Source organism: Saccharothrix longispora, assembly GCF_030852425.1.
Classification (GTDB): domain Bacteria; phylum Actinomycetota; class Actinomycetes; order Mycobacteriales; family Pseudonocardiaceae; genus Actinosynnema; species Actinosynnema longispora.
In genome coordinates this window covers 1-15,207 of sequence record NZ_NSDM01000007.1, presented here as the reverse complement: position 1 = coordinate 15,207, position 15,207 = coordinate 1, and the positions used below count along the sequence as shown (strand labels likewise).

The following is a 15,207-nucleotide window of genomic DNA, read 5'->3' as shown; positions in this document are numbered from 1 at the left end:
TCCGCCACCGGCGGGCCGCCCGGCGTGCTCGCGCAAGCGTCCCCGGCCAGGGGGTCCCCTGATGTCCGGTCAACCGGGAAACGCCACAGCCCGGCCGCGTCGACGGCCGGGCTGTGGACAACTCGTACCCAAGGGGCGGCTGCGCGCTCCGGCGGCGCACGTCCGCGGTGGACGTCAGCAGTGCACGTCGCGCGCGCCCCGGAGGTGGTCGGCGTTCAGCGTCGGCGCGGGCGAGTCCTGGGCGGCCTGACCGCCCTGCTGCCGAGGCTGCTGCTCGGCCCACTCGGCCAGCTGGTCGAGGACCTTGCGGGCGTCGCTGTTCGGCTTCACCTCGCTGAACTTCTTCCCGACCGCCACGTCGACCGTCGCGTCCTGGCGCTCGTCGCGCACCAGCTCCAGGCACGGCTCGATCAGGCTCAGCGTCCGCGCCGCCCCCGCGCCCGGAGCGCCGAACCGGATCTGACCGCGGCACGTCATGTCCTGCGCCGGGTACACGGGGTCGTTGCCGGGCTCGGCCGCCTGCTGCATGCCCAGCTCGGTCAGCGTCGTCGCCACGAACCGCGCCTGGTTGCGCTGGGTGCTCGCGTTGAACACGCGGAACCGCACCTCGGCGACCGGCACCGGGTCCGTGCGGTCCAGGGCGTCGTGGCCCAGCACGGTGCCCAGGGCGGGCGGCGCGACGGGCGCCGCGCCCGGGTCCGCCGCGACGCTCGACGGCGCGGCGCCCGGGGGGTTGCACTGGATGGCCGCGTCGACGTCGCCCGCGTCGGTCAGCACGCGGTTCCAGACGACGACCGCCGTCACGGCGAGCACCGTGAAAAGGATGAGCGCCGGCCACGGCCGCCTCTTCCGGTACCGCGACGACCCGTTTCCTCCCGTACCGGGTCCCACGTCCGCCGACCTCCCCATGGCGCAGTGTTGATGGTGATCAGGCTATGCCGCGCCCCGCGCTCCCGCGTTCCGGGCGGGGTTGTCGCGGGCCGTTATCACCCGGTCGCGGACGGTCAACACCCCGGAAGGGTGTCCCGAGCCGGGCTCGACGGATGGGCAACGCCCACCCAGAGCCTATCGGGCCAGCGTGTGAAGGTCGTGTCACCCGTCTGCTCAATTAGGGGGAACCCGCTGCACAGGCCCCTGACCCATGAGCTACCCTCTCGGCGCTCCGCGCACCGCCGGACACCGGGAAGCGTCGACTTACAGGGGGTTGGCGCCCGGCAGCGCGAGCGAGACCTCCGTCACTGGCGATGGGGGCACAAAAAGGGGCGCTGGTGCGTTAACCAGCGAACACGAACAGTCTCCGTTGACCGCAGGGGTGTGAAAGAAGATGGCGACCGACTACGACGCGCCGCGTCGCAGCGAGGCGGACGAACTCGCTGAGGACTCACTCGAGGAGCTGAAGGCGCGGCGCAACGAAACGCAGTCCGGGGTCGTCGACATCGACGAGGACGCGACCGCCGAGAACTTCGAGCTGCCGGGTGCCGACCTGTCCGGCGAGGAGCTCACGTTCAAGGTCCTGCCCAAGCAGGCGGACGAGTTCACGTGCTCGAAGTGCTTCCTGGTGCACCACCGCAGCAGGCTGGCCGAAGAGGTGAACGGCCAGTACATCTGCCGCGACTGCGCCTGAGCAGCCGCGCCGGCCGCACCGGCCGGGGCACGACCACCGGACCCACAGGCACCCGACGAACCACCCGACCCACAGGTGCCCGACGAACAGTTCTGGGCGCTCACCCCTCCGCCGGGGTGGCGCCCAGTCGCTGTTGGGCCGATCGCGGTCCACCGCGGGACGCCCGCCGGCAGGACGTCCCGGGACGTCCTCACCGCTCGCGCAGCACCGCCGCCAACCGCTCCGCCGACCGCGCGCTGAACAGCCAGTACGGCGTCGGGTCCTGCGGGTCGCGCAGCTCCACCTTCACCACCGGACCCACCCACCCGCGGTGCACGACGTACGCCATCGGGTCGAGGTCGGGGCCCATCGCCTTGCGCTTGGACTTCGAGTCGAACACCTCGACCTCGCCCAGCAGCTCCACCGGCACGTGCGCCTCGCCGACGCGCAGCTCGCCGCCGGACACCTCGACCTTCGTCGACCCCATCCGGACCAGCAGCAGCACCGCCAGCGGAACGAGGAGCGCGTACGGCAGCCACGACCGCACACCGGGGAAGCCCATGTGGATCTCGGCGGCCAGCAGCACGGCCGCGCCCAGCGGCAGCGGCCAACCCCACCAGGGCACGAACAACCGCTCGCGGAACGCGGTCGGGGCGGTCACAGCACTCTCGCTCACGCCACCAGGGTAGTCTCGCGCGCCGTGCCCAGCGTCGAGGTCCTGCTGTCCCGGCTCGATCCTGCCGTGCCCCCGCCGGCCTACGCCCGACCGGGTGATGCCGGCGCCGACCTGGTGACGACCACCGACGTGGTGATCGAACCGGGGGAGCGCGCGGTGGTCGGCACCGGCGTGGCGATCGCGCTGCCCGAGGGCTACGCGGGGTTCGTGCACCCGCGCAGCGGCCTCGCGGCCAGGGTCGGCCTGAGCGTGGTCAACACACCGGGCACGATCGACGCGGGCTACCGGGGGGAGATCAAGGTGTGCCTGGTCAACCACGACCTGCGGGAGCCGGTGAGGCTCGCGCGCGGTGACCGGATCGCCCAGCTGGTGGTGCAGAAGGTGGAGCACGCCGTGTTCCGCGAGGTCGACGAGCTGCCCGGGTCCGAGCGCGGTGCGGGCGGCTACGGCTCTACAGGCGGGCACGACGTGCTCGCCCGGACGGAGGGGTGAAGGCGATGTTCGGACGGCGCCGCAAGCGCGGTAGGCACTCCGCGAACCGGGGGACGGCGCACACCGAGGCCGAGTTCGAGGGCCTGGAGGAGGGTGGCGACGGCCCGTTCGACGAGCCGCAGGCCCCCAACGACGGGCTCAACCGCCTCGACCTCGGCTCGATCCGGCTGCCGGTGCCCGAGGGCGCCCAGCTCCAGGTGGAGATGGACCCGGCGGGCCAGGTGCGGGCCGTGCACCTGCTGACCACCGTCGGCCAGCTCACCGTCAGCGCGTTCGCCGCGCCGAAGACCGACCGGCTGTGGCCGGAGGTCAGCGGCGAGATGATCGCCCAGTTCAAGTCCGACGGCTTCCGCATCCTGCGCGAGAACGGCGAGTGGGGCGAGGAGATCGCCGCCCGCAACAACGAGGTGCACCTGCGCGTCGTGGGCGTGGACGGGCCGCGCTGGATGCTGCGGGGCATCGCCGCCGCGCCGACCGAGGAGCAGGCGGTGCGGGCTGCCGAAGCCCTCTACGAACTGGTCCGCGACACCGTCGTGGTGCGGGGGCCGCAGCCGATGCCGGTGCGCACGCCGCTGCCCATCGAGCTGCCCGAGGCCATCGCCCGCCACATCCAGCAACAGCAGCAGCCCGGCTGACGAGGCCGCCGCGCCCCGCGAGGCGGGTCAGGGCCCGGTGGGCCCGGCGCCGGCCTCGCGGAGCGCGTCGAGCGCGGCGCGGCCCAGCACCTCGCGGTCCGCGCCGAGCTCGGCCAACGTCGTCGTGCGCAGGACGCCGCGCGGCAGCGCGTCCACCCACGTCCGGGCGGTCTCGATCGGGTGGACCGGGTCGTCGGTGCACGCGGCGACCCCCACCGGCACGCCCAACCGCCCCAGCTCGGCCACCGTCGGCGCGACCGACCCCGCGGCCTCCCGCAGCACGTCCGCGAGCCGCCGCCCGTACCGCGGCCACGCCCGCCGCAGCTCGTCGCCCAACCACCCGTCCACGCCGGTCAGCGCCCCGTCCACGCCCACCGCCTCCACCGCGGCCGCGCTCGCCGCCGCCGCGAGCGCCGCCGGCGCGCCCCCGGCCGGGCCGTTCCACGCGGGCAGCGCCACCAGCACCCCCGCGCACCGCTCCGGGTGCCGCACCGCCCACGACGCCGCCACGTGCGCGCCCAGCGACACCCCGCCGACCACCAACGGCCTACCCGCCCACGCCGCGTCGAGCGCGTCCACGTGCTCCGCGACGCCCCTCGACGGGGGCGCGACCAGCGAGTACCCGGCCTCGGCCAGGGGACGGGCGAACACCGAGGCGACGAACACCTCGTCGGAGGCGGTGCCGGGCAGGAGAACGGCGCGTGACGAACCCATGGCGTCAGATCCTCCCCCAGTCGGATACCCGGTCGGGTGCACCCGGTTACGCTGGCTGTCGGACGGGCTTCGGAGTCGAGGCCCCACGCACTCCCAGGAGTCGGGGATGACTGGTACTGGGGGCGGCTACTGGCGCCGCCTCGTGCGTCGGCTGACCACCGACGTCAGCGAGTTGGACGCCGACGACCTGTCGCGGAAAGCCGAGGCCGTCGGAGCCGTCCGGGCGTGCGACTGCACGTCGGGTCAAGAGGTGACGGTGCTCGGGCGGCTGCGCAGCGTCGAGTTGTGCCCCCGCGACGCCGCCGCCACGCTGGAGGCCGAGCTGTACGACGGCACCGAAGGCGTGACGCTCGTGTGGTTGGGCCGTCGCCGCATCGCCGGCATCGAGCCGGGCCGCACCATCAAGGCCAGGGGCCGCATCGCGGTCCGGGACGGACGCAAGGTGCTCTACAACCCCTACTACGAGTTGCAGAACGCTTCATGACACAAGCGAACGAGACCGAGAAGCAGCCCACGATGCTGGAGCAGATGGGCGGCGTCACCGGCCTCGCCCTCTCCTCCCTGCCCGTGGTCGTGTTCGTGCTGGTCAACGCCTTCGCCGGGCTCATGCCGGCGATCTGGTCCGCGCTGGGCGCGGCCGTGCTGATCGGCATCGCGCTCGCCCTGCGCAAGGGCTCCGTGCAGCCGGCCGTGTCGGCGGTCTTCGGCGTCGGCATCGCCGCGTTCATCGCCTACCGCACGGGCGACGCCAAGGGCTTCTTCCTGTTCGGCATCTGGCAGAGCCTCGTCTACGGCGGCGCGTTCATCCTGTCGATCCTGGTCCGCTGGCCGCTCGCGGGCGTGGTGTGGTCGTTCCTCAACGGCCAGGGCACCGCGTGGCGCCAGGACAAGGCCAGCGTGCGCGACTACGACATCGCCACGCTCGTGTGGGCCCTGGTGTTCTGCTCCCGGTTCGTGGTGCAGCGGTGGCTGTACGACGAGGCGTCGGTCGGCTGGCTGGCCGCCGCGAGGCTGGCCATGGGCTACCCGCTGATGGCCGTGGCCCTGTTCGCGACCGTCTGGGCGGTGCGCCGCTCGGACAAGCGCCTCAAGGCGGCCCTGGCCGCCGAGGAGGAGGAGAACCGGGAGGCGGAGGAACGCCTGCGCGCCCAAGCCGCCGGCAACCAGGTCACGGACCACCAGGTCGCCGGTGACGCGGACGCCGGTGACCGGGCCGAGCCGAACATCTACGACCGGATGCTCGACGCCCCCGCCGACCAGCGCCCGACCGGCGAGCAGCGCCCCCAGCCCGCACGGGCCGACGAGCGGTAGCCAGGCCGCACTTCCCGGACCGCACTACCCGGAACGCTTCGCAGGGGTCCCCGCCAGGGGACCCCTGCTTTCATCTTTCCAGCCGGCACCGACAACGACTGCGTCGTCGGACCGGCCCTGTGGACAACCCGTCACCGTGACCGCGGCCCCCGCTGTGCCGGTGACCCCAGCTGTGCCGGTGACCCCAGCCGCGCCGGCGGCTCCGCCGCGCGTCCCGGCCGGAACCGCCCGGCCGGGGATCAGTAGCCCAACGACGACCGGATCTCGCGCTCCACGTCCGCCGCCGCCACGAACAGCAGTTCGTCGCCGCCCTCCAGGGTGTCGTCCGGCGTCGGCACGATCACCCTCCCGCCGCGCAGGATCGTGACCAGGGCGGCATCGCGCGGCAGGGCCAGGGAACCCACCGGCGAACCCGCCAGCGGCGTGTCCCCGGGCAGGGTGATCTCCACCAGGTTCGCCTGCCCCTGGCGCAGCGTCATCAGCCGCACCACGTCGCCGACCGTCACGGCCTCCTCGACCAGCGCGGACAGGATGCGCGGCGTCGACACGGCCACGTCCACGCCCCACGACTCGGTGAACAGCCACTCGTTGGCCGGGTCGTTCACCCGGGCCACGACGCGCCGCACCGCGAACTCGGTCTTGGCGAGCAGCGACACCACGAGGTTGACCTTGTCGTCACCGGTGGCGGCGATCACCACGTCGCACAGCTGCATGCCCGCGTCCTCCAGCGAGGACAGCTCGCACGCGTCCGCCTGCACCCACTCGGCCTGCTCCACGGTGTGCGGCTCGAAGTGGGTGCGGTCCCGCTCGATCAGCATGACCTGGTGCCCGTCGGCCACCAGCTCGGCCGCGATGGAGCGGCCCACCGCGCCCGCCCCGGCGATAGCGATGCGCACTCAGCTCTCCTCGGGTGCGTGAGCCGCCGCGGCGGCCACATCGGTCACGGTGCCGGACAGGGCGGCCACGTACACCTGGTCGTCGGCCTGGAGCACGCTCTTCGAGTCGGGCAGCACGCCCGTCCCGAACCGCATGACGAACGCGACCCGGCAGCCGGTGGCCTCCTCGAGGTCGCGCACGGAGCGGCCCACCCAGTCCTCGTGCAGCTCCAGCGGCAGCACCGCCACGGAGCCGGACGGGTCGCGCCACGCGGTCGCGCTGCCCTCGGGCAGCAGCATCCGCAGGAACCGGTCGGTCGACCACGGCACGGTCGCCACGGTCGGGATGCCCAGCCGCTCGTACACGGCGGCCCGCTTCTCGTCGTAGATGCGGGCGACCACCGCCTCCACGCCGAACGTCTCGCGCGCCACCCGCGCCGAGATGATGTTCGAGTTGTCGCCGCTGGACACCGCCGCGAACGCCCCCGCCCGCTCGATGCCCGCCTCGATGAGGACGCGCTGGTCGAAGCCGTTGCCGACGACCTGCTGCCCGTGGAAGTCGGACCCGAGCCTGCGGAAGGACTGGGCGTCCTTGTCGATCACCGCGACCTGGTGGTCCAGGCGCTCCAGGGCCTTGGCCAGGGATGAACCCACCCGGCCGCACCCCATGATGACCACGTGCACGAATGCCTCCCGAACGACGCTTACGGAGAACCTACCCACGATTACTCCGACCAGGGGACCTGACCCCTTACGCTCTCGATCCGTGTCCAAGCTCGCAACCGCGGCCAAGCGCCTCGTGGTCGGCAGGCCGTTCCGCAGCGATCGGCTCGCCCACACCCTGCTGCCCAAGCGCATCGCCCTGCCGGTCTTCGCCTCGGACGCGATGTCCAGTGTCGCGTACGCGCCCGAGGAGATCTTCCTGGTGCTGTCCGTGGCGGGCCTGTCGGCCTACGCCCTGGCGCCGTGGGTCGGTGTGGTCGTCGTCGTGGTGATGCTCACCGTCGTCGCGAGCTACCGGCAGAACGTGCACGCCTACCCCTCGGGCGGCGGCGACTACGAGGTCGCCACGGTCAACCTGGGCCGCAGGGCGGGCCTGACCGTGGCCAGCGCCCTCCTGGTCGACTACATCCTCACGGTCGCGGTGTCGATCTCGTCGGCCGCCGCGAACATCGGTTCGGCCATCCCGTTCGTCGCCACCCACAAGGTCGAGTTCGCGGTCGTCGCGATCGTCCTGCTCACCGCGGTCAACCTGCGCGGCATCCGCGAGTCGGGCAGCACCTTCGCCATCCCGACCTACGCGTTCATGGCCGGCATCGTCTTCATGATCGGCTACGGCCTGTTCCGCGGCCTGGTCCTCGGCGACGAGATGCGCGCCGAGAGCGCCGGCCTGGAGGTCCGCGCCGAGGACGACCACCTCGTCGGCCTCGCGTTCATGTTCCTCGTGCTCCGGGCGTTCTCCTCCGGCTGCGCCGCCCTGACCGGCGTCGAGGCCATCAGCAACGGCGTGCCCGCGTTCCGCAAGCCCAAGTCGCGCAACGCGGCCACCACCCTGCTGATGATGGGCCTCATCGCGGTCGTGATGCTGATGGGCCTGATCGTGCTGGCCCAGCTCACCGGCGTGAGGATGGCCGAGGACCCGGCGCACCAGCTGGTCAACGCCCCCGAGGGCTACGAGCAGAAGACCATGGTCGCCCAGGTCGCGGGCGCCGTGTTCGACGGCTTCCCGGTCGGGTTCTACTTCATCACCACCGTCACCGCCCTGATCCTCGTGCTCGCCGCGAACACCGCGTTCAACGGCTTCCCCGTCCTCGGCTCGATCCTCGCCCAGGACCGCTACCTGCCCCGCCAGCTGCACACCCGCGGCGACCGGCTCGCGTTCAGCAACGGCATCGTCTTCCTCGCCGGCGCGGCGGTCATCCTGGTCATCGCGTTCGACGCCGAGGTCACCAAGCTCATCCAGCTCTACATCGTGGGCGTGTTCGTGTCGTTCACGCTCAGCCAGGCGGGCATGATCCGGCACTGGAACCGGCTGCTCGCCTCCGAGACCGACGCCGACGCGCGCCGGCGCATGCGCCGCTCCCAGCTGATCAACACCTTCGGCCTGGCGATGACCGCCTCCGTCCTGGTCGTCGTGCTCATCACGAAGTTCACCAAGGGCGCGTGGATCGCCATCGCCGCCATGGGCGCCATCTACGCCCTGATGACCGCGATCCGGCGGCACTACGACCGGGTCGCCGAGGAGCTGCGCCAGCAGGAGCGGCAGAAGCTGCTGCCCGCCCGCAACCACGCCATGGTGCTGGTCTCCAAGCTGCACATGCCCACCCTGCGGGCCCTGGCGTACGCCAAGGCGACCCGGCCGGACATCCTCGAGGCCGTGACGGTGAACGTGGACGACACGGACACCCGCCGCCTCGTGCGGGAGTGGGAGAAGGAGAACTTCAAGGTGCCGCTGAAGGTGATCGAATCGCCCTACCGGGAGATCACCAAACCCGTCCTCGACTACGTCCGGCGCGTGCGCACCACGAACCCGCGCGACGTGGTCACCGTGTTCATCCCCGAGTACGTGGTGGGCCACTGGTGGGAGCAGTTCCTGCACAACCAGAGCGCCCTGCGGCTCAAGAGCAGGCTGCTGTTCCAGCCGGGGGTGATGGTGACGAGCGTGCCGTGGCAGCTGGCCTCATCCTCGAAGGTGACCGACAAGGACGACGTGGTCGCGCCCGGAGCCATCCGACGCGGTCTGGACAAGCGCGGCTCGGACGAGCGCGGCCAAGAGGAGCGTAAGAGCAAGTGACGGCGACCTGGAAGCAGCGGCTCATCGAGGTCGAGGTCGGAGCGGTGGCCCACGGCGGCCACTGCGTCGCCCGGCACGAGGGCCGCGTCGTGTTCGTCCGGCACGCCCTGCCCGGCGAACGGGTGGTCGTGCGGATCACCGAGGACACCGGCGGCTCGTTCTGCCGCGGCGACGCCGTCGAGGTGCTGGAGCCCTCGCCCGACCGCGTCGAGCCGCCGTGCCCCTTCGCCGGCCCCGGCCTGTGCGGCGGGTGCGACTGGCAGCACGCGTCGTGGCAGTACCAGCGCGAGCTGAAGGCCGCCGTGGTCAGCGAGCAGCTGCACCGGCTGGCCCGGCTCGACTGGGAGGTCATCGTCGAGGACCTGCCCGGCGGCCCCGAGGACTGGCGCACCCGGATGCGGATGGCCGTGGGCCCCGGCGGCCGCGCCGGGTTCCGCGCCCACCGCAGCCACGACGTCGTGCCCGTCGACCGGTGCGTCATCGCCGCACCGGGGGCACTCGACGGCGTCGTGGACCGCACGTGGCCGCCCAAGTCGGAACTGGTCGTCACCCGCGACGCGGGTGGCCAGGTGCACCTGACCGAGATCGGCCCGCCGGTCGTGCGCCGCGGCCGCCCCGTGCCCGGCCCGTCCCGGCTCCGCGAGGGCAGCGGCACCGCCACCGAACTCGCCGCGGGACGCGCCTGGAACCTGCGCGCCGACGGCTTCTGGCAGGTCCACCCGGCCGCCGCCGACACGTTCGCGCAGGTCGTGCGCGACTGGGCGGACTGCCAGCCCGGCGAGAGCGCCTGGGACCTCTACGGCGGCGTCGGCCTGTTCGCCGCCGTCCTCGCCGAGCAGGTCGGCGAGACCGGCTCGGTGCGCGTCGTGGAGTCCTCCGCCCGCGCGGTCGAGGACGGCAGGCTCAACCTGTCCGACAAGCCCCAGGTCAGCTGGTACGCGGGCCGCACCGAGGCCGTCCTGGAGTCGCCCGACTTCACCGACCGGCCCCCGGACGTCGTCGTCCTCGACCCGCCCCGCAAGGGCGCGGGCAAGGTCGTCGTCACCGCCATCGCCCGCAGCCGGCCCGCCCGTGTGGTGTACGTCGCGTGCGACCCGGCCGCCCTGGCCCGCGACATCGCCGCCTTCGCCCAGCACGGCTACGAGTTGGCCCAGCTCAGGGCGTTCGACGCGTTTCCGATGACGCACCACGTGGAATGCGTCGCCCTGCTGCGGCCCGCTCGCTGACAGGCGTCTCAGCCACTGGTCCGTAGACTGACCGGACGAAAAGGGTCGAACCACTAGGGCGAGGTGGCACGAGTGACGCTGCTGGAATCCGTGCACGGACCGGCGGACCTGAAGCGCTTGGAGCACGACGAGCTGGTGCGGCTCGCCGAGGAGATCCGGGGTTTCCTGGTCGAGAAGGTCTCCCGGACCGGCGGGCACCTCGGACCCAACCTGGGGGTCGTCGAGCTGACCATGGCCGTGCACCGGGTCTTCGACTCGCCGCACGACTCGGTCGTGTTCGACACCGGGCACCAGAGCTACGTGCACAAGATCCTCACCGGCCGCGCGGACGGGTTCGACACCCTGCGCCAGAAGGGCGGCCTGTCCGGCTACCCGTCGCGGGCGGAGAGCGAGCACGACGTCGAGGAGAACAGCCACGCCTCGACCGCCCTGTCCTACGCCGACGGCCTCGCCAAGGCGTACCAGCTCACCGGCCAGCGGCGGCACGTCGTCGCGGTCGTCGGCGACGGCGCGCTGACCGGCGGCATGTGCTGGGAGGCGCTGAACAACATCGCCGCCGGCGTGGACCGGCCCGTGGTGATCGTCGTCAACGACAACGGCCGCTCCTACTCGCCCACCATCGGCGGCCTGGCCGACCACCTGTCGTCGCTGCGCCTCCAGCCCGGCTACGAGCGCGCCCTGGAACGCGGCAAGACCGCCATCCAGTCCGCCCCCATCTTCGGGCAGGCCCTCTACGCGGCCCTGCACGCCGCCAAGCGCGGCATCAAGGACGCGATCAGCCCGCAGGCCATGTTCGAGGACCTCGGCCTCAAGTACATCGGCCCCGTCGACGGGCACGACCACGCCGTGCTGGAGTCCGCGCTGCGCCGCGCCAAGTCCTTCGGCGGACCGGTCATCGTGCACACCGTCACCCGCAAGGGCAACGGCTTCGCGCCCGCCGAGAACCACGAGGCCGACCAGATGCACGCCACCGGCGTCATCGACCCCATCACCGGCGAGAACGTCGGCCCGTCCAAGCGCACGTGGACCCACGTGTTCGCCGACGAGCTGGCCGCCCTCGGCGGGGAGCGGCCCGACCTGGTCGCCATCACCGCCGCCATGCGCGGCCCGACGGGCCTCGACAAGTTCGCGGGCCTGTACCCCGACCGGTGCTTCGACGTCGGCATCGCCGAGCAGCACGCCATGACCTCCGCAGCCGGCCTCGCCATGGGCGGCCTGCACCCGGTCGTCGCGATCTACGCGACGTTCCTCAACCGGGCGTTCGACCAGCTGCTGATGGACGTCGCCATGCACAAGCAGGGCGTCACCGTCGTGCTCGACCGCGCGGGCGTCACCGGCCCGGACGGCGCCTCCCACCACGGCATGTGGGACCTGTCGATCTGCGGCCTCGTCCCCGGCATCCACGTCGCCGCGCCCCGCGACGCCGCGTCGCTGCGCGAGGAGCTGCGCGAGGCCGTGCGGATCGCCGACGCCCCGTCCGTCGTGCGCTACCCGAAGGCGTCGGTCGGCCCCGACCTGCCCGCGCTGGAGCGCGTCGGCACGGTCGACGTGCTGCACCGCTCCGGTTCCGACGTCCTGCTGGTCACCGTCGGCGCGTTCGGCGAACTCGGCCTGGCAGCCGCCCAGCGGCTCGCCGACCAGGGCATCGGCGTCACCGTCGTCGACCCGCGCTGGGTGTTCCCCGTGCCGGCCGACCTGCTCGACCTGGCCTCGCGGCACCGCCTCGTGGTGACCGTCGAGGACGGCGGCAGGCACGGCGGCTTCGGCTGGGCGCTGGCCGCCGCGCTGCGCGACGCCGGCGTGGAGGTGCCGCTGCGCGACCTGGGCATCCCGCAGGAGTTCCAGGAGCACGGCGAGCGCGGCGAGGTGCTGGCAGACCTCGGCCTCACCGCGCAGGACGTCGCCCGCCGCATCACCGAGTGGGTCGTCGCCGCCGAACCCGTCGAGATGAGCGCGACCGCCGAGAAGTAGGCCCGGTGCCGCCCCGCCCGGCGCCGCCTTCGCGGCGGCGCCGGGCGCGACCGGGGTGCTGCCCTCCCACTGCACGAAGATCGACCCGGTCCCGGCGCCCGGGTGGTCGCGGTACGACCGCACGCGGTCGCCCCACTCACTCCGGACCGATGTCGCAGGAGCCGCACCGCGCCCCCTCCCACACGTCACCGGTGTGGCCGATTCCGCTGTACGGGCGCAGGTGGCCGCCGCGGCATCGACCTGTGCACCCGACGGAGTCGTCCACGGGAATCCCGTGGCGAATGGACGACAACGCCTGAACACCGGACGCCAAGGGGACGGGACGTGCCACGGGAACAACGCCCGCCCGGCCCGGCGGAGCCGAAGTGCCGGAGTTCGCCGCCGACCTCGGGCACCTGCGTGACGCGGCGGGCCGCACGCTGCCCAACCCGGCCGTGACCACGGCGTACGTGCGGGCGTGCGGTGACCCGGTCGCCCACCGGTGCGCGCCATTCGTGGGTGCGCTCCTCCTCCGGGTCGGCGAGGCAATCGCGGATTCCGCTCGCGAGGAATCGCACCGGGACCCACGAACGAATTCCTGAACACCGGATCCCACCCCACCGTCCACACCCCCGTTCCGCACTTCCGGGAATTGTCGACCCCGTGGCCGGCTGTGCGCGGGGGCCCGGCCCGGGGGCACCCGCGGCCGTGCGCCGCCGACCGCGCGCTAAGCAGCCTCTCAGGCAGTTGTGGCACCGTTGAGGGGTGCGAATCCTGGTTGTCGAGGACGAGGTGCCGCTGGCCGACGCGATCGCCCGCGGCCTGCGTCGCGAGGGCATGGCGGTCGACGTCGCCTACGACGGCGAGACGGGCCACGAGAAGTCGACCATCACCCGGTACGACGTCGTCGTGCTCGACCGCGACCTGCCCGGCATGTCCGGCGACGACCTGTGCAAGGAGATCCTCAGCTCCGGCGCCCTGACCAGGGTCATGATGCTCACCGCCAGCGCCGGCCTGGACGACCGCGTCGCCGGTCTCTCCCTCGGCGCGGACGACTACCTCGCCAAGCCCTTCGCGTTCCCCGAGCTCGTCGCGCGCGTCCGCGCCCTGGCCCGCCGCGCCACCCCGGCCACGCCGCCGTTGCTCACCGCGCAGGACGTCGAACTCGACCCCGCCCGCCGCACCGTGCGCCGCGCCGGCCAGCCCGTCGAGCTGACCCGCAAGGAGTTCGGCGTCCTGGAGGTGCTGCTCGCCGCCAAGGGCTCCGTCGTCTCCAGCGAGGAACTGCTCGAACGCGTGTGGGACGAGAACGCCGACCCGTTCACCACCACCGTCCGGGTCACCGTCATGACGCTGCGCAAGAAGCTCGGCGAACCCGGCATCATCGACACCGTGGTCGGCTCCGGGTACCGCGTGCCCACGGCGAGCGCCCCCGAGGAAGGCCCACGCTGAACTCCGAACTGGCCCGCAGGCGCGGACCAGGACTGCGGACGCGGATCACGCTGCTCGCGACCGGCCTGGTCGCGTTCGTCAGCGGCCTCCTCCTGCTGCTCGGCTGGCTGCTCGTCGGCCGCGTCATCGCCTCCTCGCCGCGCTTCGCCGAGGGCAGCACCGTCTTCGTCGACGGCCGCGAGATCGACGCCGGCGTGCTCATGGACGTCCTCGGCCAGCAGGCCCGCGACGACGTCCTGCGGTCCGGGTCCGTCGCGTTCCTCTGCGTCGTGGCCGCCGCGGCGCTGCTCGCCTGGACGATCACCGGCCGCGTCCTGCAACCCGTGCACGACGTCACCGACGCCGCCCGACGGCTCTCCGCCGAGTCCCTGGGGGAGAGGCTGCGGCTCACCGGGCCGCGCGACGAGGTCGCCGAACTGGCCGACACGTTCGACGAGATGCTCGACCGCCTCCAGGCCGCGTTCGAGTCGCAGCGCCGGTTCGTCGCCAACGCCTCCCACGAACTGCGCACCCCCCTGTCCGTCATCCGCACCGAGCTGGACGTGACGCTCGCCGACCCGGACGCCGACGTCGACGAGCTGCGCCGCATGGCGGGAGTCGTGCGCGCCGCCACCGAACGGGCCGAGCAGTTGGTCAGCGCGCTCCTCCTGCTCGCCCGCACCGACGGCCTCGGGCTCGCGGTGCGCGAACCCGTCGACCTGAACGCCGTCGTCGAATCCGCGTGGAGGGCGGTGCGGGCCGAAGCGGAGGAGCGCCAGGTGCGCGCCTCCTTCCTGTCCGCCCCCGCGCCGGCCGTCGGCGACCCGGCGCTGCTGGAGCGGATCGCCGGGAACCTCCTGGAGAACGCCGTCCGCCACAACGTGCCGGGCGGGTGGATCGAGGTGCGCACCGAAGGCGGACCCGACCGGACCCTGCTGGGCGTGTCGTCCTCGGGCCAGCCCATCGCCCCGGATCGGGTGGAGGAGCTGTTCGAGCCGTTCCGCCGGGGCGGCACCGACCGCACCGCGCGCACCGGCACCGGGTTGGGGCTGTCCATCGTGCGCGCAGCCGTCGCAGCTCACGAGGGGGTCGTGCACGCGTCGGCCGTGCCCGGAGGAGGGCTGTCGGTGGTCGTCCAGCTGCCTTCCACGCCGCACGGAAAACTAGTTTGAGTGGCCCCGGTCACACGTGATCGGGTTTGAGGCCGTCCGTAGGTGGTACTACCTGCGAAGACAGTGCTCAGGACCCCCGATTTGTCTCCTCGTTGGCCGGGGTGTAACTTTCTCTCTGCCAGCGCGGAACGGGCCGGGACAGACCGGAACGGAGCGCCGGACACAAGCCCCAGAACGAAGTGACCGGAAACGGTACCGAGTGACGGTGTGCGCGTGTTCTTTGAGAACTCAACAGCGTGCCGAATAGCCAGTAAATTTATGATCCTCGTCAAGAGGATTCCTTTGAGATTGTTACTGGACAACTGACATTATTTGTCAGTGTTGTTCG

15 protein-coding genes are annotated in these 15,207 nt (G+C 72.5%); 10 read left to right on the top strand and 5 right to left on the bottom strand.

The window, feature by feature from the left end; translation table 11 throughout:
- Nucleotides 1–174 precede the first annotated feature (174 nt).
- Nucleotides 175–909 carry an envelope integrity protein Cei gene (gene cei, locus CKY47_RS17150; protein WP_306746843.1) on the bottom strand — a complete coding sequence of 245 codons (735 nt, stop codon included), beginning with the start codon at nt 907–909 and terminating at the stop codon, nt 175–177.
- A 415-nt stretch (nt 910–1,324) separates the two neighbouring features.
- On the opposite strand from cei, the gene CKY47_RS17145 reads away from it, so the two are divergent.
- The gene (locus tag CKY47_RS17145) at nt 1,325–1,624 is read left to right on the top strand and encodes a DUF4193 domain-containing protein (protein WP_053717171.1); all 300 of its coding nucleotides are present in this window, start codon (nt 1,325–1,327) and stop codon (nt 1,622–1,624) included.
- A gap of 190 nt (nt 1,625–1,814) precedes the next feature.
- Here CKY47_RS17145 and CKY47_RS17140 read toward each other — a convergent pair whose 3' ends face one another.
- Complete coding sequence (locus CKY47_RS17140) at nt 1,815–2,279, bottom strand: DUF3093 domain-containing protein (protein WP_306746842.1); 465 nt, start codon at nt 2,277–2,279, stop codon at nt 1,815–1,817.
- 24 nt (nt 2,280–2,303) lie between these two features.
- On the opposite strand from CKY47_RS17140, the gene dut reads away from it, so the two are divergent.
- Nucleotides 2,304–2,771: a dUTP diphosphatase gene (dut, locus tag CKY47_RS17135; protein WP_306746841.1), complete on the top strand. Its 468-nt coding sequence runs from the start codon at nt 2,304–2,306 to the stop codon at nt 2,769–2,771.
- Between the two features lie 5 nt (nt 2,772–2,776).
- The gene (locus CKY47_RS17130; protein ID WP_306746840.1) at nt 2,777–3,406 is read left to right on the top strand and encodes a DUF3710 domain-containing protein; all 630 of its coding nucleotides are present in this window, start codon (nt 2,777–2,779) and stop codon (nt 3,404–3,406) included.
- Nucleotides 3,407–3,433: 27 nt separating this feature from the next.
- On the opposite strand, the gene CKY47_RS17125 is transcribed toward CKY47_RS17130, so the two are convergent.
- Nucleotides 3,434–4,120, bottom strand: a complete 687-nt coding sequence (locus CKY47_RS17125) for an alpha/beta fold hydrolase (RefSeq protein ID WP_306746839.1) — start codon at nt 4,118–4,120, stop codon at nt 3,434–3,436.
- Between the two features lie 106 nt (nt 4,121–4,226).
- Here CKY47_RS17125 and CKY47_RS17120 point away from each other — a divergent pair, with 106 nt between their 5' ends.
- The gene (locus CKY47_RS17120) at nt 4,227–4,604 is read left to right on the top strand and encodes an OB-fold nucleic acid binding domain-containing protein (protein ID WP_306746838.1); all 378 of its coding nucleotides are present in this window, start codon (nt 4,227–4,229) and stop codon (nt 4,602–4,604) included.
- Nucleotides 4,601–5,431 (top strand): DUF3159 domain-containing protein, encoded by an 831-nt coding sequence (locus CKY47_RS17115; RefSeq protein ID WP_306746837.1) that lies wholly within the window; start codon nt 4,601–4,603, stop codon nt 5,429–5,431. The genes CKY47_RS17120 and CKY47_RS17115 overlap by 4 nt, the downstream gene beginning before the upstream one ends.
- A gap of 239 nt (nt 5,432–5,670) precedes the next feature.
- Here CKY47_RS17115 and CKY47_RS17110 read toward each other — a convergent pair whose 3' ends face one another.
- Nucleotides 5,671–6,327 carry a potassium channel family protein gene (locus CKY47_RS17110; protein ID WP_306746836.1) on the bottom strand — a complete coding sequence of 219 codons (657 nt, stop codon included), beginning with the start codon at nt 6,325–6,327 and terminating at the stop codon, nt 5,671–5,673.
- Nucleotides 6,328–7,164: a potassium channel family protein gene (locus CKY47_RS17105; protein WP_371320684.1), complete on the bottom strand. Its 837-nt coding sequence runs from the start codon at nt 7,162–7,164 to the stop codon at nt 6,328–6,330. It abuts the gene before it with no gap.
- On the opposite strand from CKY47_RS17105, the gene CKY47_RS17100 reads away from it, so the two are divergent.
- The 5 genes from CKY47_RS17100 (at nt 7,073) to CKY47_RS17080 (ending at nt 14,879) form a co-directional block, all read left to right on the top strand.
- Nucleotides 7,073–9,100: an APC family permease gene (locus CKY47_RS17100; protein ID WP_306746834.1), complete on the top strand. Its 2,028-nt coding sequence runs from the start codon at nt 7,073–7,075 to the stop codon at nt 9,098–9,100. The two genes, CKY47_RS17105 and CKY47_RS17100, sit on opposite strands and share 92 nt — an antisense overlap.
- Nucleotides 9,097–10,326, top strand: a complete 1,230-nt coding sequence (locus CKY47_RS17095) for a class I SAM-dependent RNA methyltransferase (RefSeq protein ID WP_306746833.1) — start codon at nt 9,097–9,099, stop codon at nt 10,324–10,326. Before CKY47_RS17100 ends, CKY47_RS17095 begins: the two co-directional genes overlap by 4 nt.
- A gap of 72 nt (nt 10,327–10,398) precedes the next feature.
- Nucleotides 10,399–12,297, top strand: a complete 1,899-nt coding sequence (gene dxs, locus CKY47_RS17090; RefSeq protein WP_306746832.1) for a 1-deoxy-D-xylulose-5-phosphate synthase — start codon at nt 10,399–10,401, stop codon at nt 12,295–12,297.
- A 744-nt stretch (nt 12,298–13,041) separates the two neighbouring features.
- Nucleotides 13,042–13,728, top strand: coding sequence for a response regulator transcription factor (locus CKY47_RS17085; RefSeq protein WP_306746831.1), 687 nt, complete (start codon nt 13,042–13,044; stop codon nt 13,726–13,728).
- Complete coding sequence (locus tag CKY47_RS17080; RefSeq protein WP_371320696.1) at nt 13,725–14,879, top strand: sensor histidine kinase; 1,155 nt, start codon at nt 13,725–13,727, stop codon at nt 14,877–14,879. The genes CKY47_RS17085 and CKY47_RS17080 overlap by 4 nt, the downstream gene beginning before the upstream one ends.
- The last annotated feature ends 328 nt before the right edge of the window (nt 14,880–15,207 follow it).